Annotated in this window: 15 protein-coding genes and 1 other RNA gene; 9 read left to right on the forward strand and 7 right to left on the reverse strand. The window is 46.4% G+C overall.

All coding sequences use genetic code 11. The features are described 5' to 3' along the window. Nucleotides 1–7 precede the first annotated feature (7 nt). Entirely contained in the window at nt 8–1999 is a 1992-nt protein-coding gene (tkt, locus tag MHN00_RS01995) for a transketolase (protein ID WP_239300091.1), read from the reverse strand. 427 nt (nt 2000–2426) lie between these two features. Here tkt and metK point away from each other — a divergent pair, with 427 nt between their 5' ends. Both metK and MHN00_RS02005 read left to right on the forward strand, forming a co-directional pair. After that, the gene (gene metK, locus MHN00_RS02000; RefSeq protein ID WP_014948382.1) at nt 2427–3572 is read left to right on the forward strand and encodes a methionine adenosyltransferase; all 1146 of its coding nucleotides are present in this window, start codon (nt 2427–2429) and stop codon (nt 3570–3572) included. Nucleotides 3573–3811: 239 nt separating this feature from the next. Beyond that, nucleotides 3812–4282, forward strand: a complete 471-nt coding sequence (locus tag MHN00_RS02005) for a hypothetical protein (RefSeq protein ID WP_014975740.1) — start codon at nt 3812–3814, stop codon at nt 4280–4282. A gap of 88 nt (nt 4283–4370) precedes the next feature. Here the strand turns inward: MHN00_RS02005 and MHN00_RS02010 are convergent, their stop codons facing one another. After that, entirely contained in the window at nt 4371–4868 is a 498-nt protein-coding gene (locus MHN00_RS02010; RefSeq protein ID WP_014948380.1) for an exonuclease domain-containing protein, read from the reverse strand. A 336-nt stretch (nt 4869–5204) separates the two neighbouring features. Between MHN00_RS02010 and MHN00_RS02015 the strand changes: the two genes are divergently transcribed. Genes MHN00_RS02015 through MHN00_RS02025 form a run of 3 tightly spaced genes read left to right on the forward strand, consistent with a single transcriptional unit; the run spans nt 5205 to nt 10062 of the window. Continuing rightward, nucleotides 5205–6383: an ABC transporter substrate-binding protein gene (locus tag MHN00_RS02015; RefSeq protein ID WP_049586185.1), complete on the forward strand. Its 1179-nt coding sequence runs from the start codon at nt 5205–5207 to the stop codon at nt 6381–6383. Further along, a complete protein-coding gene (locus MHN00_RS02020) occupies nt 6383–9274 on the forward strand; it encodes an ATP-binding protein (RefSeq protein WP_239300093.1) in 2892 nt (963 codons plus the stop codon). Before MHN00_RS02015 ends, MHN00_RS02020 begins: the two co-directional genes overlap by 1 nt. 23 nt (nt 9275–9297) lie before the next feature. After that, nucleotides 9298–10062, forward strand: a complete 765-nt coding sequence (locus MHN00_RS02025; protein ID WP_239300095.1) for a transporter substrate-binding domain-containing protein — start codon at nt 9298–9300, stop codon at nt 10060–10062. A 19-nt stretch (nt 10063–10081) separates the two neighbouring features. On the opposite strand, the gene MHN00_RS02030 is transcribed toward MHN00_RS02025, so the two are convergent. After that, nucleotides 10082–11026 (reverse strand): EamA family transporter, encoded by a 945-nt coding sequence (locus tag MHN00_RS02030; RefSeq protein WP_239300097.1) that lies wholly within the window; start codon nt 11024–11026, stop codon nt 10082–10084. Between the two features lie 400 nt (nt 11027–11426). On the opposite strand from MHN00_RS02030, the gene MHN00_RS02035 reads away from it, so the two are divergent. Beyond that, on the forward strand, nt 11427–13823 hold the full coding sequence (locus MHN00_RS02035; protein ID WP_170826494.1) for a TonB-dependent receptor: 2397 nt from the start codon (nt 11427–11429) through the stop codon (nt 13821–13823). A 164-nt stretch (nt 13824–13987) separates the two neighbouring features. On the opposite strand, the gene rnpB is transcribed toward MHN00_RS02035, so the two are convergent. From rnpB to MHN00_RS02055, 4 genes are all read right to left on the reverse strand, one after another. Beyond that, nucleotides 13988–14338, reverse strand: an RNA gene (gene rnpB, locus MHN00_RS02040) — RNase P RNA component class A. Nucleotides 14339–14375: 37 nt separating this feature from the next. After that, nucleotides 14376–15839 (reverse strand): potassium/proton antiporter, encoded by a 1464-nt coding sequence (locus MHN00_RS02045; RefSeq protein WP_049586178.1) that lies wholly within the window; start codon nt 15837–15839, stop codon nt 14376–14378. Between the two features lie 161 nt (nt 15840–16000). Further along, complete coding sequence (gene secD / locus MHN00_RS02050; protein ID WP_239300099.1) at nt 16001–18568, reverse strand: protein translocase subunit SecD; 2568 nt, start codon at nt 18566–18568, stop codon at nt 16001–16003. Between the two features lie 85 nt (nt 18569–18653). Then, nucleotides 18654–18968: a hypothetical protein gene (locus tag MHN00_RS02055; RefSeq protein ID WP_232298263.1), complete on the reverse strand. Its 315-nt coding sequence runs from the start codon at nt 18966–18968 to the stop codon at nt 18654–18656. A 288-nt stretch (nt 18969–19256) separates the two neighbouring features. Between MHN00_RS02055 and MHN00_RS02060 the strand changes: the two genes are divergently transcribed. From MHN00_RS02060 to MHN00_RS02070, 3 genes are read left to right on the forward strand one after another with little or no spacing between them, the layout of a single operon-like run. After that, a complete protein-coding gene (locus MHN00_RS02060; RefSeq protein ID WP_239300101.1) occupies nt 19257–22556 on the forward strand; it encodes a transglutaminase family protein in 3300 nt (1099 codons plus the stop codon). Between the two features lie 20 nt (nt 22557–22576). Further along, nucleotides 22577–25159, forward strand: a complete 2583-nt coding sequence (locus MHN00_RS02065) for a circularly permuted type 2 ATP-grasp protein (RefSeq protein ID WP_239300103.1) — start codon at nt 22577–22579, stop codon at nt 25157–25159. Beyond that, nucleotides 25156–26034, forward strand: coding sequence for a transglutaminase family protein (locus MHN00_RS02070; protein ID WP_239300105.1), 879 nt, complete (start codon nt 25156–25158; stop codon nt 26032–26034). The genes MHN00_RS02065 and MHN00_RS02070 overlap by 4 nt, the downstream gene beginning before the upstream one ends. Nucleotides 26035–26044: the final 10 nt, after the last annotated feature.

Genomic DNA, 26044 nt, shown 5'->3' on the forward strand with positions numbered 1-26044 from the left:
TTACCTCTTACAGAGACAGTGCAGCCTCTACTACAGCGTCAGTGGTAATGTTGAAGTGCTTAAACAGGTCGCCAGCAGGCGCAGACTCACCAAAGGTGTCCATGCCTACGATAGCGCCATTAAAGCCAACGTACTTGTACCAGCTGTCTTTAGACAAGGCTTCAACCGCTACGCGTTTAACTACGCTAGAAGGCAGTACACTTTCACGGTAGTCAGCAGACTGACGGTCAAATACGTCAGTTGATGGCATAGACACTACGCGAACGGCTTTGCCTTGCTCGGTCAGTTTCGCTGCGGCTTCAACGGCTAGCTGAACCTCAGAACCAGTACCAATAAGAATAAGCTCTGGCGTACCTTCACAGTCTTTAAGTACGTAACCGCCTTTAGCGATATCTGCAACTTGTTGAGCCGTTCTTTCTTGCTGCGCTAAGCCTTGGCGTGTGAAGATTAGTGTTGTTGGGCCATCAGTGCGCTCAATAGCAGACTTCCACGACACAGCAGACTCAACCTGATCACAAGGACGCCAGTTATCAAGGTTAGGCGTTGCTCGTAGCGCTACCACCTGCTCTACTGGCTGGTGAGTTGGGCCGTCTTCACCTAGACCAATTGAATCGTGGGTGTAAACGAAAATTGCAGGCTGCTTCATTAGCGCTGCCATACGTACCGCGTTGCGTGCATATTCCATAAACATTAGGAAGGTTGCACCGTATGCCTTAAAGCCACCGTGAAGGGCAATACCATTCATCATGGCCGACATACCAAACTCACGTACACCGTAATAAATGTAGTTACCTGAGGCATCGTTCGCTTCAACACCTTTGCTGCCTTCCCAAATAGTAAGGTTAGAACCTGCAAGGTCAGCAGAGCCGCCTAATAGCTCAGGAAGTAGCGGACCAAACGCATTCAGTGCATTTTGTGACGCTTTACGTGACGCGATATTTTGTGGGTTAGCTTGAAGTTCAGCGATGATAGCGTCTGCCTTGTCGCTGAAATCTGCTGGCAACTCGCCATTTACACGGCGTTTGAATTCTGCTGCAAGCTCTGGGTAAGCGGCTTCGTATGCTGCGAAAGCGTCATTCCACGCGCTTTCCGCTTTTGAGCCTTTCTCTTTGCCATCCCAACCAGCGTAAATATCGTCAGGAATTTCGAACGCGCCATGGCTCCAGCCAAGCTTCTCGCGAGTAGCGACAATTTCATCCTCGCCTAGTGGTGCACCGTGACAAGACTCGGTACCTTCTTTATTAGGCGAACCGAAACCAATGGTGGTTTTACAACAAATAAGCGTAGGCTGCGCAGTATTCGCCTGTGCCTTTTCAATAGCGGCTTTTACTTGCTCTGCATCGTGACCGTCAACGCCATCGATCACTTCCCAACCGTAGCTCTTGAAGCGTGCTGGTGTATCGTCAGTGAACCAACCTTCCACTTCACCATCAATTGAAATGCCGTTGTCATCCCAAAACGCGATAAGCTTACCAAGGCCTAGTGTGCCGGCTAATGAACAGGTCTCATGTGAGATACCTTCCATCAAGCAGCCGTCGCCTAAGAATGCGTAGGTGTGGTGGTCAACAATAGTGTGACCATCTTTGTTGAATTGTGCCGCTAGCACTTTCTCGGCAAGTGCCATACCCACAGCATTACTGATACCTTGGCCTAGTGGGCCAGTGGTCGTTTCAACACCCGGCGCATAACCGTACTCTGGGTGACCTGGCGTTTTTGAATGCAATTGGCGGAAGTTCTTTAACTCTTCAATTGGCAGTTCGTAGCCTGAAAGGTGAAGAAGAGAGTACAACAGCATCGAGCCGTGACCATTTGAAAGCACAAAGCGATCGCGGTTAGCCCAAGATGGGTTTGCAGGGTTGTGTGATAAGAAATCACCCCATAGTACCTGTGCGATATCAGCCATCCCCATTGGGGCACCTGGGTGACCAGATTTAGCTTGTTGAACGGCATCCATGCTTAATGCACGGATTGCATTGGCGAGTTCACGACGAGAGGGCATGTTGTCTCCTGATTTATTTTGTATCTTTTGTTTCGTATCTTAGCGGGCTAGGCAAGCTAGACGAGCGTAGAGGTAAGGCGTTCGCTCTACTTCTTTATACGAATGAATGTGGCGTTATTCTTACCTATGCCACCTTTCAGTTCAATGGGTTTTCATTGCCAATAGCGAAAGTCATAGTAAAAAATGGTCTATACCCTGACCATCACGTATTCCCATTACAGCAAAAACAGTTATATCTGACGCCTAGTTTTACAAATACATCATTAACTTCGACAATTACGACCTGAATAACCCTATAAGTGATCGGGTTGTGTCAACTATTCGTAACGAAGAGACTTTTAGACGTCTAGAAGTAAAGACTGGTATTTATAACTTGTTTTAGTACAATATACGACTATTTTGATAATTTAACGCTTACGGAGCATTTATGGCCACGCATTTATTCACATCCGAGTCAGTGTCTGAAGGACATCCGGACAAAATTGCTGATCAGATCTCAGATGCGGTTCTTGACGCTATTTTAGAACAAGATCCTCGCGCTCGGGTGGCCTGCGAAACGTATGTAAAAACCGGTATGGTTTTAGTGGGTGGTGAAGTAACTACCTCTGCATGGGTAGATATTGAAGAGCTTACCCGAAAAACAGTTAAAGAAATTGGCTACACGCACTCAGATATGGGCTTCGACGCTGATTCATGTGCGGTATTAAATGCTATTGGCAAACAGTCACCTGACATCAATCAAGGTGTTGATCGCGCAAGCCTTGAAGAACAAGGTGCTGGTGACCAAGGTCTAATGTTTGGCTACGCTAGCGACGAAACTGACGTACTAATGCCTGCGCCAATCACGTACTCTCACCGCCTTGTTCAAAAACAAGCTGAAGTGCGTAAATCTGGTAAGCTAGACTGGTTACGCCCAGATGCTAAAAGCCAAATTACTTTCAAATATGAAAACGACAAGCCTGTTGGCATCGACGCAGTTGTGCTTTCAACCCAGCACTGTGATTCAGTAAGCACTGAAACAGTTCGCGAAGCGGTAATGGAAGAAATTATTAAGCCAGTACTGCCTAGTGAATGGATTGATGGAAATACACGCTTTCACATTAACCCAACGGGACGATTCGTTATCGGTGGTCCAATGGGCGACTGTGGCTTAACAGGTCGTAAAATCATTGTTGATACTTACGGTGGTATGGCTCGTCACGGTGGTGGCGCGTTCTCTGGTAAAGATCCATCAAAAGTAGACCGCAGTGCAGCATACGCGGGTCGTTACGTTGCTAAGAACATTGTTGCAGCAGGACTTGCTAAGCGTTGCGAAATCCAAGTGTCTTATGCAATTGGTGTGGCAGAGCCAACGTCTATCAGCATCGATACCTTCGGTACAGGTGTGGTAGATGAGAAAACGTTAGTAGCACTGGTCCGTGAACACTTCGACCTACGCCCGTATGGACTTATTCAAATGCTAGACCTTGAGCGCCCTATTTACCGCCCAACGGCTGCTTACGGTCACTTTGGTCGTGACGAATTCCCGTGGGAAGCAACAGATAAAGCAGAAGCGTTAAAAGCATCGATTTAATTCGATAACCAAATAACGCTTTTAAATACGCCGCTCAGTTTTTATAACGCTTTGCAAAAAAGTGTTGGTATAAACTAGCGGCGTTTTTATTTGGCTCGCAAAATCAACGAAACAAATAAAAAACAGCAAAGAATATTTTCATCATCTATTTTTTGCAGCTATGCTTAAATAACGAACACACTATCGCTTGTAGTTTCTGGTTGTTTACAAGCTATGATAACAACAACTTGGGCTCTTCCATGAATGTGGTTACTGGAATTCTTCTGGCACTTACTTTGGCTGCGTCTATGGCGGCTTCCCCCGTGCTCGCGGAAATGAATGCTCCCCACTACAGCCCTATCCAATTCAAAAGCAAAAAAATAGCCCGGTGGCAGCTAAATAGTATGTACCGCATTCAATCTACAACCGAAACTTATCTATACGACAACAGTTATACCTACCCAGCGGGGTCACAAGGTATGTTTAGCGCCAGCCGGCGGTTTAACACTTGGGTTCCGCAAAAGGTCTATGCAACGTACAAAACCAACAATACCGCCTTTCAGCATTACGCAGAGTGGCTTTATTTACCTCATGATGTAGGTACTTTTACTCGGTTGGGCTGGCTGCTTGGCAAAAGCGAGGGTTTAAACATGGCGGTAGAACTTGAACATAGGCAAGTTGGGGAAGAAGAGAATATGGCTCTCTCATTGGGCGTCAATTACTTGTTTTAAGTCATCCTTGTTTTAGGTCACCGCTACATTGCATTCACAGTGTGCTTTTAGTATTAAACCCCATCATAAAGACGAAACGTAGTTGCCGTTATGCCAATGATAAGGTTTTTGCGTAAGTCTGTTGAATTACCATCGCGTCGGAACTCGCTCTATGACGCTTAACATCAAGTTGGCTCGCAAGGCGGCTTTTCACCTCATGCCATTGATTCATTTGTGCTTCAGACAAAATATATTCCAATGCTCTACACGTGAAAGACATTTCTACCTGCGCTGCGGCGTAGAGCTTAATTAGCCACGGGTTATCAACGACCCAACCGTCACTGTAAACAACCGTATTGCCAAGGAAGTTATTTAACTCAACACAGACTTTTCGAGGCTCTTCTCCTCGAGTTTGCAGCATCTGCTGCGTTATGCCGTGCAGTGACTCCGCTTTTCGATCCCAGTGAACCCACGAGTCAAAGGGCCGAAGTAGCTTACACCACTTTGCACCATCATAGCGCACGATACCTATTTCAATAGGGTAACTCGCTGCGCCAAATCCACTTGCTTCAATGTCTATTATTGTTGGCAGGGTATTCTTTCGCACTCACGCTCCAAACCGCTGTTTATCCTTGCTTGCAACATACGCAAACCATTTTTATCAGGCGGTTTTACTGCTACCTCGTCACCAGAGGAACAACTAAACAACGTCGAGCACTGTTTAGCAAATGTACAACCACTCTTCTCGAAATATAAGCTAATAGTAGAATCGTGCCACAATTAATGCGCACTCGTTTAGTACACCAACCCGTCGCCAGCGCTCAAAAATCTCGTAAAAGCTCTCAAAAAAGCATCAAACTTATACTAAAGGATAAGACGTTTACGCTAAAAGACTGAGCACATTGCTATACACTTTTAAGGTTAACATTTAGGTAGCCTATTCATGCGTGCACTTTCTATCTTTCTCTCGCTGGCTTGCGTCTTTTCAATTTTTACTGCAAGTAAAGCATTAAGTTCAACGGAACCTCTGGTGATTGGTATTGATGCCGATCTTTCAGCGGTAGCTGTTGAAGGTGGCATCGCTATTACAAGAGGGGTCGAGCTTGCCGTCGACGAAATAAATGCCGCTGGTGGGATTCTAGGTCGTCAAATAAAAGTTATTGCGAAAGACCATCGCGGCAACCCAGCTCGAGGTGTATATAACATTGAGCAATTTTCCCAAACTCCCAATTTACTTGCGGTAGTAGGCGGCGTTCATACACCTGTAGTTCTCGCTGAAGTCGACCCAATACACGAAAAAAACATTTTGATGTTGGTTCCTTGGGCAGCTGGGACGCCTATTATCGACAACGGGCACTCACCGAATAACATATTTCGCGTGTCGGTACGCGACGCTGAAGCAGCGTCAGTCCTAATTAATCACGTCAAATATATGGGGCTTTCAAATATCGCGTTGGTATTGGAAAGAACAGGATGGGGACGCTCAAACCTTGAATCATTAACACAAGCTGCAAGTAATAATGATATTGATATAACAGCAACCCATTGGATAAATTGGCAGCAGAAAGACTTTTCTGAGGATATCGCGGCAATAAAAAGCGCGAAAGCAGAAGCGATTATTCTTGTCACTAACGTTCCTGAAGGTGTTGTGGTACTCGATGAGATGGCAAAACAAGGCATCGCCTCTCTCCCAGTTGTGTCGCATTGGGGAGTCGCGTCGGGTCAGTTCGCCTCTTTACTTGCAAAGCCCATCGCTAACTACAATGTGTCAGTACTTCAAACCTTCCACTTCAACCACCAGAAAAATACCAAGGCAAAAAGCTTGTTAGAAGCCTATTATAGTAAGTATGGCTTGGTGGATGCGACTGCGATTGGTGGTGTGACAGGTTTGGCTCATGCTTATGATTTAACTCATTTAATCGCGGCAGCTGCCGCGAAAGCTGGTAGTATAGAAGTAGACGCATTACGCGGTGCGCTAGAGTCTCTTCAAAATGTGCAAGGTGCAGTGAAGCACTACACAGCTCCATTTTCAGAGGACAGACACGATGCACTCTGGGCAAAGGATTATTTTATGACTACGTTTAACGAAAAAGGTCACTTGGTAACAACGGGCGTGCAATAATGCAGCAGCCCCCAAGGTTACGCTCTCTTCTGCTTTCAAGCATGCTTCCGCGACTGGTTTTACTCGTCGCGGTTTTGTCTATCATTCTGTTTGCTCTCTCTTTTCACTTCATTGTTAAACAAACCGACCAGCTTCAACAACAATCTGTTGATGGTTTAGAACAAGATATCAATTACATTGTTAGCGATACCACTAGACAGCTAGCAGACTTGGCAGCTAACGATATCATCATCAATTCCTTGGTTGATTTCGAGCAAAGGGATAATTACCTTCCCATGTTTTTCCGCTCGTTAAATTTAACTCAGGCGAAAAGTGTCGAGTTTGCGCTATTTGATTTTGCCGGGAACCGGGTGATTGATAAAAACTGGAATGCTGTTATCCCCGAGTCGCTCAGTAGTGCATGGCGCCAGCAAACCCTTGGTTCATCGAATGCATACTCCTCGGTATCAAAGTACGGCGTATTAATAAGCGTTCCAGTGTTACTTAGAGGCGTAGCGGAAGGCGCACTTGTCATGTATGTGGATAGCTTGCAGTCTTTGCTCGCGCCCTATCCCAGACTGACTAACCAGCTTGTTACCGACTCTAGTGGGCATGTCCTGTTTAGCAGTGAGCCATCACTCATTGCTCCCAACTCAAGCTTTTCCGATTTTGATGACAGCGGCTACGCTATAAAAAAGGCTGATTGGCAAAATCTAACCTTATACAGCGTTAAACCCACCATCACCGCATACAGAGAAGCCGCATGGACTGGGATTGTATTGCTGGCAATGATCGTAGGCTTCGTATTTATCATTTTGCATATGGTGAGTATGACGGGAACGCTTGCCGAGCGAACACTTTCGACTTTGTACAATGACATTAAGAATCGACTAAACAGTGATGAGCTAAACAGTGATGATAAGATCTCACTACGCCTTGATAGTGAAGTTGAGGCGCAAGAACTTGCGGATATTCGCGAAGCGTTTGACAAACTGATTTGGGATTTGACAGAGGTTTCGCTGTCTAACGAACAGTTTTCCAACGTGTTGGAATCAATGGGTGATATGCTTGTTGTGGTTGATCAAGACAAGCAAATTTTACTTTCTAATAAGCGCTTTGACGACTTTTGTCATGACCAGTACGGTGAAAAGAACGGTATTTTGAAGTTCATTATGCAAAAGCTCGCTTCTTCACAGAGCAATGAACTTACACACTTTTCGGTATCAACCGGCCAAGAGCGGTTTGTTCATTGGACTAAAACATCACTGTCCGATGCTAATGGTAATATTCGTGGTGATATCTATGTTGGTAGCGACGAAACTGAACAACGCTCTCTTGAAAGTCACGTTAAAGTGCTCACTCACGCTATGGATGAGGCAACCGTGTCGATCATCATTTCGGACATTAAGCGCGTCGGCCAACCAATAATATACGTAAACAGTGCCTTTGAAGAGCTTACAGGCTACAGTCGTGAAGAAATAATCGGTCATAACTGCAGGTCGATGCAGGGCGATGAAACCAGCAAGCAGACAGTTGACCAAATCCGCAAGGCTATTGCAGTGCGCGAGCCTATTGAAACGACGCTGCTCAACTATAAAAAAGACGGCAGCGCCTTTTACAACCGTTTGAATTTAACGCCGGTAAAAATAAATGGTGAAGTCACTCACTATATCGGGTTTCAACAGGACGTTACTCAACAACGACAAACCGAACAGTATCTTCAGGATGCGCGAGAAAAAGCGGAAGAGTCTGCCCGTCTTAAATCGAGTTTCCTCGCTAGTATGAGCCATGAAATACGCACGCCAATACACGGTATTTCTGGTGTTTTGCAGTTAATGGCTAGCTCTGAACTCACTGAGGAGCAAAAGCACTACCTGTCTCTTGCTAAGTTTAGTATCCAAGGCCTTTTACATATCGTAAATGATATTTTGGACTTCTCTAAAATTGAGGCAGGCCAACTGCAAATTGAAGAAAACCCATTCGACATTTTAGAGTCGCTTGAAAACCTTCAAAGTCAGTACGCGATTATGTGCCAAGAAAAAGGGTTAGCGCTACATTTTCACTTTGATTTACAAGGCTTTCACGTTGTACAAGGCGATGATGTTCGCTTTAGACAAATACTCTCGAACTTGTTAGGTAATGCCGTGAAGTTCACCGACAGTGGATGTATTGAAGTCACCACCAGCATTCAGCAAAATGCAGATAACAGCCTTAAGCTTTTATGTAGCGTAAAAGACACCGGCATTGGCATCGCACAAGACAAGCAAAGTACAATCTTTGATGTCTTTACCCAAGAAGACCTTTCTACAACTCGCAAATTCGGCGGAACAGGCCTTGGTCTTTCTATTAGCAAACAGTTATGCGAACTCATGGGCGGCGATATAAAACTTGAGAGTGTTAAAGGTCACGGAAGCACGTTCTCTTTCACTATTATGCTTGAACAAGCCGACGAAGCCCTGCTTAAGCCAGTTCATCACTCCTCAGGAGTGAAACGGGAAAAAGGGAAAAAACGCAAAGTATTAATTGTCGAAGACAACGACATCAATCAGGTTATTGTTAAACAGCACCTAAATAACCACACTACATTGAGTGCCAAATCAGGCCTAGAGGCACTTGAAGCGCTGAACAAAATGAAAGTGACCTTTGATGTTGTCTTGATGGACTGTCAAATGCCGGAAATGGACGGCTTTGAAGCAACTAAACGCATAAGAAATGGTGAGGCCGGAGAACGCTATTTGAATGTGCCGATCATCGCACTAACCGCCAATGCCATGAAAGGTGACAAAGAGCGCTGCGTTAACGCCGGAATGGACGATTACCTAAGTAAACCTTTTGATGCTATTGACCTCATCGACAAAGTTGAGCATTGGGCAAGCATTGAAAGAAATAGCGAAGAAAGCGCCGTTCATTAACCTATTGTAGTGGAACATCTTGAGTGAACGCCTTAGCGAGATTAGCCCCTCACATCAAAAAAGTTGTTTCGTTTATCTTATTGATTAACGTTTCGCTTTTTGGCGGTGGCGCGACTGCCGATGAAGTACTGCGATATAATCTTGGAACGTCAGGCAGCTCTATCCCGTACGAAAATGCTGTCGACGAAGATAGGGCCGGTATTCTAGTTGAAATCCTTCCCCTTATTATGAATAGAGCAGATATTAAGACAGAAAAAGTCATGCTCTCTACCAAACGTGCCATGCTTGCATTTAAAACAGGCGCTCTTGATTTCGACTTTTTCAGTCCAAGCTGGCTGTCTAAAGATGAGCCCGCGGGCGACTTCACTTTCTCAGATCCCATTATAGACATCACAGAATACTTTATAACTCTGCCTGAAAACCATAGCCGATACCAAACCCTCGCTTCTATCTACGGTGAAACCGTAGGGATGATCTCCGGCTATGTGTATTTTGATTCTGATAAGTTCGTCAGAATGGACTTTCAAGCCGAGAGTAACCTTATCTTAGCCCTTGGCATGAAACGGATAGATGTCATCATAATGGAGGAAGCAGCAGCGCGTTACTGGTCTTCAATGCACAACGTAAAAATAGCGATGGGCCCCATCCATACGGCAGGCCAAATGGCGTTGCGTGTTCACAATCGACATAAAGATAAGCTCCCCGCCATTAACCGCGCCATTGTTGAATTAAAACAAACGGGTCAAATTGATAGAATACTTAACAAGTATTCTGACTTTTCATTATAAGCCACACGCAGTTTCAACATTACGCCGTTGCTTTTTTGCCATAGCGCTTTAAAGCAAAGGGAAATTTTATCGATTGGATTAAAAGGCAAAGACACACCAGCGTCATGCCAACCCACCCCACCGGCTTGAATACTTCGCCAATTAGAAAAATAGCGAAAAGTGTCGCAACCAGTGGCTCAATTAACGTAATAAGCGTAGCTTTACTCGCTTCGGTAGTGCGAAGACCATAGCCAAATAGCAAATATCCAAGAAACATCGGCACCACAGCCATATAGAGTGAAACGCTAATGTGGATAGTGTTAGCAAACAAGTTTTGACCGGTAAACCAGAGGGAAGGCAACAGAGCAACGGCAGCGCAACCGAAAAGTCCGGCCATGGCAGATTTTGAATTTGCGCCAGCGTCAATGTGTTGCTTCGCGGCCCATGAGTATCCAGCGTAAGTTAAACCTGCAATTAAACCCAATAGAACGCCGAACACCTGATCATCTATAGATGCTGACAATGCCATTGCGTCGTGTGCCTTACCCATGGCTAACATGCCAATCCCAAACGCACCAAACACAAAACTAATAAACCATTTTAAAGACACAGGCTTTTTACTTAAAAAGTACTCTAAAAGCGCAGCGAATAGTGGTGCACTGGCGATAGAAACCACGGTGCCTATGGCAACGCCTGACAAACGCATTGAGCTGTAAAAGGCCAGCGGATAAATTGCAACACATGCACTGCCAAACAGAAAGGTCAGTGGTGTAGAAAAAAGAATAGGTGCATCCTTTACCAGTGATTTTCGGGCACTAACACAAAGCAATACACCGCCTATACCCATTGCAAAGGCACCAATTGCCAGAGGACTGATTTCTGGAGCGAACTGAGCGGCAGTGCCTGTTGTCCCCCACAGAAAGCTTGCGATAACAATTGCTAAGACCCCTTTTACTACATCGCTTGTATTCACTGCCTTCTCCACTCTATTACTCACCTTCTTAGCTTTAACTGTTGAACAATGCTTTCATGTTGTACTTTCTAATTAACCCATCAGCTTTTACTGTGACGCTGATATAAACCGATTGCTGCCGCTTGCTTTTATCACTCAGTCATTTTTGCTCTTAGGGTCAACACCTCTCTCATAAAGATGATACTTAGATTATTGCTTTTGTAATTAGCCAGATAGACGCTTCTTTTGACCTTTTAGACGCACATTCCCCACACACTTCCAATTAACACAAAGTTAACAAGCAAAACGTACCGCATTAGATACAACAAAAAATGAAATATTTGTTTCGCAAGTTATGGAAATAGCCCAACTTTTTTGCCACATTACGCCCTTGCCTGATAACAAAATAGAAACAACCAACCTGGATGGACTTATGTTTAAAATAGAAAAATCGTCGTTTAGACGAAGCACACTTAGCGTTGCGGTAATGGGGCTGCTTAGCTCCGGTGCAATGGCGCAGGACACACAACAAAAGGATGACGATGACTTTGAGCAGATCATAGTAACTGCTACAAAGCGTGCAGAATCCATTGAAGACATTCCTTTTTCAATCAACGCACAAACGCAGCGAGACTTTGAACGCAGCGGTGCAGGAAACTTAGAAGACGTCGCAAGAAACGTGGCGAGCGTATCAATTCAAAACTTAGGACCAGGCCAAAGCCAAGTATCTATGCGTGGCGTTTCAGCGGGTCAAATTGTACGAGACCAACCAGGAGTTAAGGAGCAGGTCGGCGTATACCTCGATGAAAGCGTGATCTCGCTGTCTTTATTTACTCCAGATCTCGACCTTTTCGACCTTAACCGCATTGAAACCCTGCGCGGTCCGCAAGGTACGCTTTTTGGATCTGGCTCTATCGGCGGAACCCTTCGCTACATCACCAATCAGCCAGAGTTAGATACCTTTGAAGGTAAGTTTGAAGCTAATCTTAATAGTGTGACAGACGGTGGCGTGGGCGGTCACGTTAAGGGCATGGTAAATGTACCTATTTCCGACACCATTGCCATGCGCGCGGTGGTATACCGCACTGATTACGCAGGCTTTATAGATGCGTTAGGTGAAAACGGCGCGTTTAGCGAAGACGTTAACGACGGCGATAGAACTGGCGGACGCGTAGCGTTCATCATCGCCCCAAACGATAAGCTCACCATTACACCACGACTTATCTTCCAAGAATTGGAAATGAACGGGTTTAACAGGCAGGAAGTGTATAACGTGTTTGCTAACCCTTACACAACGACCCGCCCAGCTATTCAATTGGGTGAACGAGAACAGTACCTGCTGCTTGAAGAAGGCTTCTCTGACGATACCTTGATTGCTGACGTAACTGCTGAATATCAAGCTGACGTTGCTGACTTTACCTTTGTTTATAGCTATACCGACCGCGATATTCTTGTAAGTCGTGATGCCAGCGCGCTTTCGGGCTCAGTAAGTATCGACTTAGGTTTTCCTGATGAAGCCGTACTATTACCGTCGAACTTATTAGACAGAACGGAAGTAGAGCAAGATACCTTTGAGCTTCGCGCCGCATCCAATGGCGATGGCGCGCTAGACTGGCTAGTTGGCGCTTTCTACTCTTCTACAGAGCGTGTTTACGACCAATCACTCCCTACCCCTGGGTACGACGCATTTACCGACGCCACCTTAGGTGAAGGCACGTCAGCAGCGGTTGCCAATGGTTTTGAAGCTGATTCTCCCTACAACGCCTATTTACCGTACGACTTGAAGCAGCTTGCTGTGTTTGGTGAAGTGAACTATCAAGTGAACGATGACTTTAAAATGACCGTGGGCTCTCGTTTTTACGATTATGAAGAAGAGCGTCAGTTTATCTCTGGGGGCTTATTTGCCAACGGCGACAACCAGACCGATTCTACAGAATCAGATGGCTTTACTTCTCGCGTTATCGGCCAGTATAGCGTAAACGAAAACGTGAACTTAAATGCTCAGGTGTCTCAAGGATTTAGACTTGGCGGTGTAAATGACCCGCTAAATAGAAGCCTGTGTACCGACCAAGATGAAGCCATCTTTGGTTCGTTCCAAGACTATGACGATGAAAAGCTCACCAACTATGAGATCGGTATGAAATCATCAGGTCGTGGATGGTCAGCTAACATCTCGGCTTTCTATAACGATATTGAAGATCTTCAGGTTACATTGGATGCTGGTTCTTGCTCTTCACGTGTATCATTTAACGTGCCTGACGCCCACACCCAAGGTATTGAATTTGAGCTTACGCGTCAGTTTACTGACCAGCTCTTTTTCTCATTAACGGGTAGCATCATTGAAGCCGAGTTCGATTCAACCGTTGTTGATGGTGATGGTGCGGTACTAGGTGGCGTAGAAGACGGTAACCGCCTAGCTTCAGTACCTGAAGAGAGCTTTGCCATCGCATTTACCTACGATTTAGCGCAGCCTTTATTCTCTTCAAACAGCACCTATTTCCAAGGCTCTTACCAGTACGTGGGAGACCGTATAACCCAGCCTAGTGACCAAGTTGCAGGCGCAGGTATATTCACTTCAGGCCTTGCCTTTGGCGGTGCCACTGGCGCAGAAACAACGGAATTAGACTTGTTGTTAGACGACTACGGCACGCTTAATATGAGCTTCGGTCTTACCTACGATGACTATGAAATATTACTGTATGCAAACAACCTGTTCGACGAAAACGCCCAGCTATCCTTTGATAGAGAACGTGGTGGACGAGCTCGACTTGGATTTACGGTGAACCAGCCACGCACCATTGGTGCGACGTTCCGCTATTTCTTTCAGTAAAGAGTGATAAATGTCTCTGCCTGAGGAAATATCCCTTCAGGTAGAGGCTTCACCTCGATATGTATAGCCGTCAGCTGCTACAGGAATAGCTTTAACCGACTTTAAGAAAAAATTTCAAGGAAAAGCGGCACGATCAGAGCGCTTCGAAAAGCTATCTAAGAAAAGAGTGGAGTTGGCCGTAAGCCGGGTTCTGTCGTGGGCAACCATTCCTCTAGATCAGCAATCGCTCACTGATTCAAGCAACCTACCCGATCCCCATGCGGGCCACACGTTGAGGGATCCTATTTGGTCTTGCTCCGGGTGGAGTTTACCTTGCCACACTCTGTTACCAGAGGCGCGGTGCGCTCTTACCGCACCCTTTCACCCTTACCGGCATGTAAACATGCTTAGGCGGTCTTCTCTCTGCTGCACTTGTCGTCGGCTCACGCCGCCCAGACGTTATCTGGCACCCTGCCCTTTGGAGCCCGGACTTTCCTCCCCTTTCTTACGAAAGCGGCGATTGCCTGGCCAACTCCGCGGCGCATTCTACATGAAGTACCTTACAATAGCACCCTATTCCTGCTCGCTATAAAAGCAGTGCTCAACGGCGCTTTTATCGAGCAGTTTGGTGATAATGAAAATTTGATCGCCCATTTCTATTTTGGTACTTCCTTTGGGTATAAGGGTTTCTTCTCCGCGGGCAATCATCGCCACTACCGTATTATCGGGAAGGGCTAATTCACTAATGGTTTTATGTAGTGCTGGCGATAACTTAGATACCTCTATTTCTATAAGCTCGCGCTTGCTCTTAGCGACTTTAACAATTTCCAGCGTACTCGACTCCTTTACTTCATCGTCCAACACTAAGCCTAACTTACGCGCCGCATAAGGTAAGGTAGAACCTTGCAACAAGGCGGAAATAAGCACGATGAAGAACACCACATTAAAAATGAGCTCTGCGTATGGCATGCCGAATATTAGCGGAAATATAGCGAGTATAATGGGCACCGAACCGCGTAAACCCACCCATGAGATGAGCAACGATGCTTTGAACGAAAATTTCGAAAGCAACAAAATAGGCATAACCACCAGCGGACGGGCAATAAAAATAAGCACAAACGCAATTAAAAGGCCTTCTTTCCAATTAACAAACAGCTCGGTGGGCGTTACCAACAAACCTAAGATAACGAACATGGCAATTTGCCCAAGCCAGGCCAGCCCATCCAGAAACACGAACGTATTACGCTGATAAGCAAAGCGGCTGTTACCCACGATAACACCCGTAATAAAGGTAGCGAGAAAGCCGCTGCCATTTAAGTTTGCAGCAAGGCCAAAAGACAATACACCAAACAACATCACAAATACCGGATACAAACCGATGGCCATTAAGGTAACGCGTCTGAAAAGCCATACTGCAATACCGCCAATGGCAAGGCCCACAATCGCTCCCACTCCCATTTGGCTGGCAAAGAGCGAAAGTAAGTCAACTGGCTTAGTGGTACTGTCTTGAATAAGCGTTATAAGGCCAATTGTGAGGAATATGGCCATTGGATCATTCGACGCACTTTCCAGCTCTAGTGTGGATTTTATTTTTGAAGGAATGCGTATACCAGCGTTGCGCAGAACAGAAAATACTGCTGCGGCGTCTGTCGACCCTACAATAGCGCCAAGCAATAAGCCCTTATAAAGCGGTAAATCGAGAATAACCATAGCAGCGATACCGGTGACCACTGCCGTACCAATTACCCCAAAAGTGGCGAGCAACGCGGCGGGTTTCCACGCCTGCGCTATAGACTTTTTTGACGTTTGCAGACCGCCATCAAATAGGATGAGAATAAGAGCAAATGTACCGATAGCATGCGCAGCATCGGCATTATCAAAGAAAATTCGGCCAATCCCATCTTCACCAGCAAGCATACCAACACCAAGGAATAGCACCAATACAGGTACGCCAAAGCGCGGAGACAGCTTACTAGCCAGCACACCTAAAATGGCAAGCACTGCGCTAAGTAAAATAATGTGATCAACTGCAAACATTATACGTTCCTTATTGCCCTTGACGCTCTCACGTAAATTATTCGGGTATGCTTGAACGCATCAAGGGTTCCTGTTAATACTGCTACCTTACCGCGTTTTGTTACCAAAGTATTTAGGTACAGAAACGCGGCAGGGTAATAAAGTTAAGGAACTCGTGTCGTCTAAGGGATGTGCGACAACGAAGCCTTAATCTCTTCTGCAGTAGGCTTTAACTGCGCTTTACCTTGTTTCTCTCTTCTGCTGCCCAACAAATACAGCAGCGTAGAGGTGATAAACAAGGTCGATGACGTGCCAATCACGACAGCAAAAACCATAGGGACTGCAAAACTCTCTACTGCATCACCGCCAAAAATAGCCATCGGTAACAACGCCAACAGCGTGGTAACGGAAGTGAATACCGTGCGGCTTAGCGTGCTGTTCACGGCCTCATTAATAGTATCTGCCAATGGCTTGTTTGGGTCTAAACGCAATAATTCACGGATGCGATCAAGCACCACCACCTTATCGTTTATAGAGTAACCAATGAGCGCCAACAGTGCTGCGACAGCCGTTAGGTTAAATTCGATGCCCGTAAGCGCGAAAAAGCCTATGGTTTTGGTTAAATCGAGTATCACGGTTAGCAGCGCTGCGCTCGCAAAATGCGCTTCAAAGCGTGCCCACAGATACACCAACATGCCGCCACCTGCGATAAGCAATGCTAGAATGGATAGCTCGGCAAAGCCTCCGCTGACTTTGGGTCCAACCATATCAATCTTATCAAAACTTACCTCACTGTCGGCTTGCGAAATCGCACGCTTTAGTGCGTCAGTCTGCTTTGCGTTGCTATTTTCAAGCTCGCCACTGCTATCTAGAACAGGGGCTCGCAATAAATAGTGATGTTCACTGCCATATTCTTGAATTGCTATCTGATCAAAGGCATTGCTTTCAATCACATTCCTTAGCTCATCGGTACTAAGGGTTGGTGTGGTCAACTCAATCATGGTGCCACCGGTAAAGTCGACGCCATAATGTAAGCCAGGCTTAGCAAATAGCCCGATTGAAAGCACCGTAAGCACGACAGAAACAGCGAGTGCAATTTTACGCTTTGCCAGAAAATTAATACCGCTTAGCTTATCGCTTAACCGCAAAAGCGGTGATGAAAAACGCAAAGGAACGCGCTGCTGCGCGCGATCTTGCGTATTCTTGTGCTTCGACTTAACCACTCTTAGCATTAACATTTTAGTTAGGGCTACAGCAGTAAATACCGAAGACACCAGACCAAGGGCAATTGTAATTGCAAACCCTTTAATAGGGCCGCTACCAAACATAAACAACAAGCTTACCGCTATTAGTGTGGTGAAGTTTGAATCCACAATAGTCGCGAACGCTTTATCAAAACCCACTTCTATTGCACTGGCTGCCGGACGACCTTTTTTACTTTCTTCACGAATACGTTCATTAATCAAAATGTTGGCATCGACTGCCATGCCCATGGTTAGGATCAAACCTGCAATGCCCGGTAACGTCAGTGTTGCGCCAAACAGGGTTAATGCGCCAAACACCAGCGCCATATTGATACAAAGAGCAAAACTTGCGATAGCGCCCCACCTGCCGTAAATCGCTACCATAAATGCCAATACCAGTAACGCACCTGCCACGCCGCTTTCCACTCCGGTTTGAATGGCATCGCTGCCTAAATCAGGCCCCACCGTGCGTTCTTCTATAATGGTAAGTGGCACAGGTAGCGCACCTGTGCGAAGCATTAGTGCAGTGTTGCCTGCCTCGGGCAATGTAAAGTTACCGGTTATTTCACCACGACCACCTGGGATCACGCTATTTATGACGGGGGCTGTAACCACTTTGTCGTCAAGGACGATAGCAAGCACACGGCCGATGTTGTCACGTGTCATAGTGGCAAACTGCTTGGCACCTGCGCTGTCTAATCGGAACGTCACTACTGGCTGGCCATTTTCACTACTTAAGACACCTGCCGCATCAGTAATATGTTCACCTTCTAGCGCCACTTTTTGCTCTAAGCGATAGGTATTACCCGCCGTATCTTGCTTATTCATAACCTGCTCAGACTGGCTATTCGCGGCCCAGTGAAAAGTCATTTGTGCGGTAGTGCCCAATAATTTTTTAACTTGAGTGGGGTCAGACATACCCGGCATCTGAACTAAAATGGCGTCTTTACCTTGTAGCGTAACGCTAGGCTCAGTAAGCCCCGTTTCGTTCAAACGCTTTCGAACTACTTCAACACTTCGGCTTAACGTGTCTTTAACCAGTTGTTCGGTGTATAGCTCGTTAAGCGTAAGGGTAACGGTGCTTTGCTTTATCTCTACATCAAGTGCACTTGAACCATTTGGCTGAGCGGAAATTTGATATGCGGTGTCTTTTACCTTTCTCGCATCATCTGCACTGCGCAATGTAAAGACGACACTTCCAGAACGACTATCTTTATGAGTGAGTGAATGAGACGTTTTTGTATAGCGCACGTTTTGACTGCGCAATTCGCTAAGTAAGTCGCTCGAAAAGCTGTTGAGTTGCTTTTCAAACAAGGCGTTGGTGTCTGCGGCTAATAGCAGATGCGAACCACCTTGCAAATCTAAGCCTAAAGATAGTGTGGAAGTGGTGTACCACGTAGGTAACTGCTGTTTAATTGATTGTGGCAACATGTTGGGCGCAGCGCTCAGTAAACCGAGCATAACGATGAGCACATACACAAAGCCACGAAATGAAAATCGTGCCATTTTAAAATCCTGAATAATCTAATTTTTTGAAGCGCCTTAATTTGCAGCTAAGCGAACGTGCTAGCGCATTAAGGCAAAAAGAGAATTAGCTCAGGGATAAAGGTGGGCCGCGAGAAGGTTGGCGGTAGTATTGGCGAGCACGGGGTACAACATTTGCCATACCCAAACACAGCACAATAGCCAGAACAACAAACCCCAAGGTCAATTCAACAATTGCCTCAGGTCCATCGCCTTGATCGTCACTGTTTTCTAGCTTAGTGCCGGTAAACCGTAACGAGTAGCTCTTGCCCGCGTAATTAAATTGGGCAAGTGGTGACTGCTGACTTACTTCAACTTCATTATTAATTTGACCACTTTGGAAGCTTGCACTGAGGATGAGGCACGAGAGTACCCATGCCATGAAAAGCGGCATGTAGGATGAAAACCCGTGGCGAAAGTTTAGTGCTCTCAAAGTATTGAATTGTCTATCTGTGAAGGAAAAGTCGTGCTTAAAACACGCGCTGTTTTATAGCGCATATATTGGGATGAGTATACATTATTCAATATCGTGAGTAACGAGATTACCGTTGAAGCACATAATTTTTGGGTTTTACATTTCTGCCCATCGCTTCTTCTTGTAAGTTTACTCACTTGGATATAAGGTGATTTTTTGTGCTGTTTGTATATCAATTGGCAATGGAGCCATAGCATGACAATCACTGTAGGGATCACACATCATACTGAATACCACTACGATAGAAGTATCAGTATGTCACCGCACACTTTCCGCCTTCGCCCTGCTCCGCATAGTCGAACACCAATAAAAAGTTACTCTTTAAAAGTCTATCCTGAGAATCATTTTATCAATTGGCAGCAAGACCCGTTTGGTAACTACCTTGCACGCGTAGTATTTCCTGAGAAGACTAAAAAGTTCTGGTTCACTGTAGACCTTGTTGCCGAACTGACGGTTATTAACCCCTTTGACTTCTTTTTAGAGTCTTACGCTGAATCCTTTCCGTTTTCGTACGAAAAACGGCTGGCGAGAGACTTAACACCCTACCTTGAGACAGAAGATGCATCGTCTTTGTTTCAGCAGTTAATTGACAATCAGCAGCCCGAAGAGCCTGTTGCTACCGTAGATTTCTTAGTGGGTGTAAACCGCGCGGTATACGACCTAATTGAATACGGTGTGCGCATGGAGCCCGGAGTCCAGAGCATCGACGAGACTCTGCAGAAAAAAGGCGGCTCTTGCCGTGACTCGGCTTGGCTATTGGTTCAGCTATTTCGGCATTTAGGGCTAGCATCGCGCTTTGTTTCCGGCTATCTGGTTCAATTGGCAAGTGATGAAAAGTCTCTTGATGGCCCCAGTGGCCCGGAAAAAGACTTTACCGACCTGCACGCATGGTGTGAGGTATACGTTCCCGGTGCGGGATGGATTGGCCTCGACCCTACGTCTGGACTTTTCGCGGGTGAAGGGCACATTCCATTGGCGTGTACCCCTGAACCACTGTCGGCCGCGCCGGTCACCGGTGCCATCGATCAGTGTGAATCGACATTTAGCTTCTACAACAACGTACAACGTTTGCACGAACCGCCCCGTGTAACCAAGCCTTACAGCGATGCTCAGTGGGCCGCTATCGATAGGCTTGGAGGCCAAATAGACAAGGACTTAGTTAATGCAGGAATAACCCTCACCATGGGCGGCGAACCCACGTTTATTTCCATTGATGATATGGAAAGCGAACAGTGGAACACCGCTGCCGACGGCAAGGAGAAACGCATTTTAGCGCACACGCTTTTCATGAAAATGGTGGAAAGTTTTAGTAATAGTGGCTTTCGCCATTATGGACAAGGTAAGTGGTATCCCGGAGAACCATTACCTCGCTGGCAATATGCCTGTTACTGGCGTAAAGACGGAACGCCTATCTGGCATGATCAAGCGCTACTTGCTGACAACAACGCCACTTACTCTTTCTCACAAAACGAGGCGCAAACATTTGCTACTCAACTAGCTACTGCGTTGGGTTTAAGTGAAAAGGTTGTCGTCACCGCTTATGAAGACGTGCTGTATCATTTATGGCAAGAGGGTAACCTGCCGCAAGACCCGTCACCCGACGCCCCAGAACTGCTTCACGCAATGACCCGCAAAGGCTTTTTAGCCAAACTGGAGCAGGGTTTAGATAAACCCGTGGGCTTTATTATTCCCCTCGCCTACGACACGGTTTTTGACGGATGGCAAAGTAGTGTATGGTCGTTTAAACGAGGGCACTGCTTCTTGTTACCGGGCGACTCTCCATTAGGTTATCGGCTGCCGTTGAGTAGCTTAGGTAGTCCAGATACGCTAGCAGAACGGGATCCGGCAGACATGGCCGGCACACTCTCATCCCCAACGTCTCACAAAGGGTATATTGGTGAAAAGTCAGTATTAACCGCCTTTTGTTTAGAAGTGCGCGACGGAAAGTTATGCGTATTTATGCCGCCTGTAAGCCACTTTGAACATTATGCGCTGCTGCTGAACGCTATTGAGTCCATCGCTGATAAACTTAATATTCCAGTGATACTAGAGGGCTATACTCCGCCCTACGACAGTCGCGTTGAAAAGTTTGCGGTTACCCCCGACCCAGGTGTTATCGAGGTTAACGTTCACCCTGCATCCGATTGGCATACTCTGGTAAAAAACACCCATGCCCTTTATGCCATGGCAAAGTCATGTCGACTCGGTACAGAAAAATTCATGCTTGATGGACGGCACGCCGGCACAGGAGGTGGAAATCACGTGACAATGGGTGGGCCGACACCGTTAGAGAGCCCGTTTTTAAAGCGTCCAGACATTCTGCGAAGCTTTATTACCTATTGGCAGCATCACCCTGGTCTTTCCTATTTGTTTTCGAGCCTGTTCATTGGCCCGACTAGCCAAGCTCCTCGCGTCGATGAAGCTCGGGATGAAAGGCTGTACGAATTAGAAATTGCATTCTCTCAAATTCCCGATGGCGAAGTTCCCTCACCTTGGTTAGTTGACCGGCTCCTTCGGCACTTGCTGACTGACCTGACAGGAAATACCCATCGTGCAGAGTTTTGTATCGATAAACTGTTCAACCCCGACTCACCCACCGGGCGATTGGGCATTGTAGAGTTTCGCGGTTTTGAAATGCCTCCTCACGCCAGAATGAGTTTGATGCAAATGCTTCTTCTGCGCACGCTGCTAGCGTGGTTTTGGAAACAACCATACAAGAAGAAACTGGTGCGATGGGGCACAGAGCTTCACGACCGCTTTATGCTGCCCCACTATGTACGGCAAGATATCGCTGAAGTATGTAGCGACCTAAACGCAGCGGGTTTTCCCATTAAGCTTGAATGGTTCGATCCGTTTTTTGAGTTTCGATTCCCTCGCTGCGGTAGCCGTGAAGTCGGTCAAATTAAGCTAGACCTCTTTAGCGCTATTGAGCCATGGCATGTATTGGGTGAAGAAGCGACAGGCAGCGGAACTGCGCGTTATGTTGACAGCTCACTGGAACGCGTCCAGCTCACTGTTTCAAACATGCATACAGACCGTTACATAGTGTCGTGTAACGGCCGCAGATTACCGTTAAAACCCACCAATATTCGCGGAGAACATGTAGCCGGAATTCGCTTTAGAGCGTGGCACCCTGCATCAGCGCTTCACCCGACCATTGGCGTACATGCGCCGTTGGTCTTTGATGTTTACGACAGCTGGGCGGGTCGCTCTTTAGGCGGATTTACCTATCATGTTAGTCACCCGGGCGGGCGCAACTTCTCTACTATGCCTGTGAACGCTTTTGAGGCAGAAGGAAGGCGTATTGCCAGATTCTGGGATCACGGTCATACCCCGTCGGTGGCATCGCCTTCCATGCCTGAGTGGTCGCCTCACTTTGCTACACAGTATGTGGTTGACCATGAAGGTCACAGTGATTTTGATTTACCTTTAGAGGAAGCCGAGAATGAAGAATATCCAAATACGCTGGATTTGCGCCGGCCTCCTACACTATAGTTTAAGTGACAATCGATTTTATGAGTGAAGATTTCACCATGCCAGAATGGCTTAGCAGCTATATCAATTCGAGCACTGCTGCAGATGAGAGCAAACGTCTGCTCAATACGTTATTTTCTCGTTTGTCAGGCCTTAACAGTGACGAGCTATCCTTTAGAGCAAATGAAATTCGCCGACTAATGCGAAACAGTGGTTTTGCGGATATCGATGAACGCCAGAATTGGCAGCTAGATCCCTTGCCGATGCTCATTTCAAGCCAAGACTGGGAAATGCTCAGCCGCGGTATTGAACAGCGAGTCTTACTGCTCAATAAAGTGTTATTAGACCTTAACACAGACAGGCAAACGCTAACCAACGGCGTTTTCTCTACAGACCACTTGATGCGTCATCCTTACTATCTTGCCGAGAGCCACACGCTTTCCTCGTTAAACAACGGTGTATTTCTAAGCGCGTTTGACATAGCCCAAGATGTAAACGGCGAGTATTTCATGCTGAACGATCACTGCCAGTTCCCTCGCGGTCTTGGACTGCTGCTGGAAAACAGGATTGTGGCAAGAAGGGTAATGAGTGAGGAGTTTGCTGAATGTGGTGTGCAGCGAATAGCAGGCTTTTTTGAGCAACTTCAACATGCTATTGACCAGGAAACCGCTGCGATTAATGACCCGCGCATTGTTATTTTGTGCAGAGGTCCAGACGATCAGTATTATTCTGAGCAAGCGTATCTTGCCACTTACATGGGGTACACCCTGGTAAGAAGCGCTGATTTAACGGTGAGGAAAGGACAAGTCTGGCTTAAAGCTTTAGACGGATTACGAAAAGTTGATGTCATTTTGCGCTGGATTGAGGACAGATTCTTAGATTCACTGGAACAAGTTGACTACTCAGCGTTCGGGATTCCCGGGCTTATTCACGCAGTCCGTACTCAAAACGTGGTTTTGCTCAACCCGTTGGGCAATGGGGCTATTCAAATTCCTGCGATCAAAAACAATTTGCATAGGGCCGCTGAGTTTTTTAATGGTGAACCTTTACTGCTTCGCCAGCAAGAAACCTTTCCTGCAGACAGCATTATGCAAAGCGATTGGCCTGGGTTTGAATTGATGAGCTATGTCAACCCCGAACTCAAACTAGACGGTGATAAAGACGCTGACACCATCGCAAATACACTACAAACGGTAGCGTTAACCGACCTATTCTGGCGCAAGAAAGTGAATCTTTCGCATACGCCATTTTGGCACGATAAAGGGCTGGTAAGTAAGCCAGTCATTATGCGTTGCTATGCGTTGTACTCACAAGGGCAAGTTTTTATTCTCCCCTCAGCCATGTGTTTTACGCCCAAGGCAGCGCGCACCGATGGCAAAACAGAAATAAAGGACACGTGGGTTGAAACCATAGGTCCCCCACAAGAGCGTGCGCCTTCTATTCCCAAATCACTGCAATCAGATGCAGACTTAGCGCTAGTCGAGGGGCTACTGCCTAGCAGAACGGCGGAAAACCTATTTTGGTTGGGCTGTGCGGTAGAGCGAAGTGAAAACGTGATTCGGTTGGTCAGGGTATTTATAGACAAATTCACTGAGCTTGCCATTTACCCCGATGAGGCGCACAGAAATGCCCTGCTACGATTTAAATCTGGGTTAGAACAGCAGGCATTAATTTACCCTTACCTTACGCCAGACACAGCGAAAATAACCGTGAACGAAGGAGGATTCAAAGAATTAGTGATATCGCTAATTAACGATAATTCCTTCGCTGGCGGCCTTTACAGTAGCATTAATATGGTGGTGCAAAGCGCGCTGCAAGTGAGAGAGCTACTTTCTTATGACAGCTTGCGCATTATCGAAAGCCTAGAAGAGGAACATCACGAATTTAGTACCATTACCGAGCAGACGCCGACGCACAGATTACAAAGTACGCTGGATAAATTAATTGGGCTTACCATGGCGTTTAACGGCTCTATTCAAGACAGCCTGTCTAAAAGTAACGGCGCGTTTATGATAGAAATTGGACGACGGTTAGAGCGCAGTAAACAGCTTGTGTCTATGGTGCAAAATCTGCTGCAATTCCCCCTGCCCGAGGCTGAGCAACAAAACGTGCTGGAAATCGTGTTGGTGGCGCAAGTGAGCGCTATTACCCACAGGCGTCGATATCGTGCGTTTCAAAGTATTGAAACGGGATTAGAGCTATTGCTTTTAGATGCCGAGTACCCACGCTCATTAGCCCATCAAATCCAAAAAATTACCGAGCTTTGCGAAAGCTTGCCGGTAAGCGCCAAGCCCGGCTTTTTAAGTACCACTGAGAAAATTCTGTTGCAGTTAAAAGCAAGCTTCGCGCTGGCTGACAGACAGACCTTAAATATCAACACTAATCAAGCACCTTCGGGCTTGGTGTCTTTACTAAAAAGCGTGACATCACAACTGCAGAAATTTAGCGAAATGATGCAGACTCAATATTTCAGCCACACTAAGCCTGCGTCACAACTGCACTGGTCTGGCATTGGCACCGCGTCTGTACAGATCGTCGAAAAACCAATAGATGAGGAAGCGACAGTTCCATTAGTCAGTGCACCTGATGCCAGTAATCCAAATGAAAGTGAGGTGAAAAAATGAAGTACACCATTCGTCACGTCACTACCTACAAGTATTCCGACAAGGTGAGCCTGACACAAAACCATGCCCGCCTAATACCGCTAAACACCTTTAATCAAAAGAGAATTAGCGCCAGTGTCACCATTGTGCCTGAACCTGACTATCAGACAGAGTTTAAAGACTACTTCGACAACACGGTAACGGTGTTTGAAATACCCACTTTGCATGAAGAAATGCAGGTCATCGCAACCAGTGAAGTTGAAATTCAAGGAGCACCATTACAAGGTCTGTTTGCGCACAATACGCAATGGGAAAGCGTGAGAGATCAAATCCGCTACCCAGTAGATCAGAGCATGTTGGCAGCGCAGTTTTTCAGTATTCCTACTCGCTTAACGCAGGCCAATAAAGCGATTTTAGACTATACCTTGATGTCGTTTACGCCTGGCCGCTCTATCGTGGAGTCGTGCGACGACTTAATGAACCGCATTTTTAACGATTTTACCTTTGACCCATCCTTTTCGACGATTAACACCCCAGTAAGCCACGTGTTTGAGCACAAGCGGGGCGTATGTCAGGACTATGCCCACCTAACGCTTACTTGCTTACGCAGTATTGGTTTGGCGGCGCGCTATGTAAGTGGATATATCGAAACGATTCCACCACCGGGTCAGGAAAAGCTTACTGGTGCAGACGCCACCCACGCTTGGGTTGCGCTTTTTGTACCGGGCTCTGGTTGGATTGATTACGACCCGACCAACAATTTGAAACCCTACGACCAGCACGTTACGTTAGCTGTCGGACGAGATTTTGCAGATATCACACCGCTTAAAGGCATTATGTTTGGTGGTGGAAATCAGGTTTTAGACGTTTCAGTGGATATGAATCGCGGACAATAAGGAGCGTAGT

Origin of the sequence: Alteromonas sp. Cnat2-8, assembly GCF_022348355.1 — a bacterium.
GTDB lineage: Bacteria > Pseudomonadota > Gammaproteobacteria > Enterobacterales > Alteromonadaceae > Alteromonas > Alteromonas macleodii.

Coding starts and splice junctions, on each gene's coding strand:
- tkt (WP_239300091.1), bottom strand. CDS start 1,999: ATGCCCTCTCGTCGTGAACTCGCCAATGCAATCCGTGCATTAAGCATG.
- metK (WP_014948382.1), top strand. CDS start 2,427: ATGGCCACGCATTTATTCACATCCGAGTCAGTGTCTGAAGGACATCCG.
- MHN00_RS02005 (WP_014975740.1), top strand. CDS start 3,812: ATGAATGTGGTTACTGGAATTCTTCTGGCACTTACTTTGGCTGCGTCT.
- MHN00_RS02015 (WP_049586185.1), top strand. CDS start 5,205: ATGCGTGCACTTTCTATCTTTCTCTCGCTGGCTTGCGTCTTTTCAATT.
- MHN00_RS02020 (WP_239300093.1), top strand. CDS start 6,383: ATGCAGCAGCCCCCAAGGTTACGCTCTCTTCTGCTTTCAAGCATGCTT.
- MHN00_RS02035 (WP_170826494.1), top strand. CDS start 11,427: ATGTTTAAAATAGAAAAATCGTCGTTTAGACGAAGCACACTTAGCGTT.
- MHN00_RS02045 (WP_049586178.1), bottom strand. CDS start 15,839: ATGTTTGCAGTTGATCACATTATTTTACTTAGCGCAGTGCTTGCCATT.
- secD (WP_239300099.1), bottom strand. CDS start 18,568: ATGGCACGATTTTCATTTCGTGGCTTTGTGTATGTGCTCATCGTTATG.
- MHN00_RS02055 (WP_232298263.1), bottom strand. CDS start 18,968: ATGGCATGGGTACTCTCGTGCCTCATCCTCAGTGCAAGCTTCCAAAGT.
- MHN00_RS02060 (WP_239300101.1), top strand. CDS start 19,257: ATGACAATCACTGTAGGGATCACACATCATACTGAATACCACTACGAT.
- MHN00_RS02065 (WP_239300103.1), top strand. CDS start 22,577: ATGAGTGAAGATTTCACCATGCCAGAATGGCTTAGCAGCTATATCAAT.
- MHN00_RS02070 (WP_239300105.1), top strand. CDS start 25,156: ATGAAGTACACCATTCGTCACGTCACTACCTACAAGTATTCCGACAAG.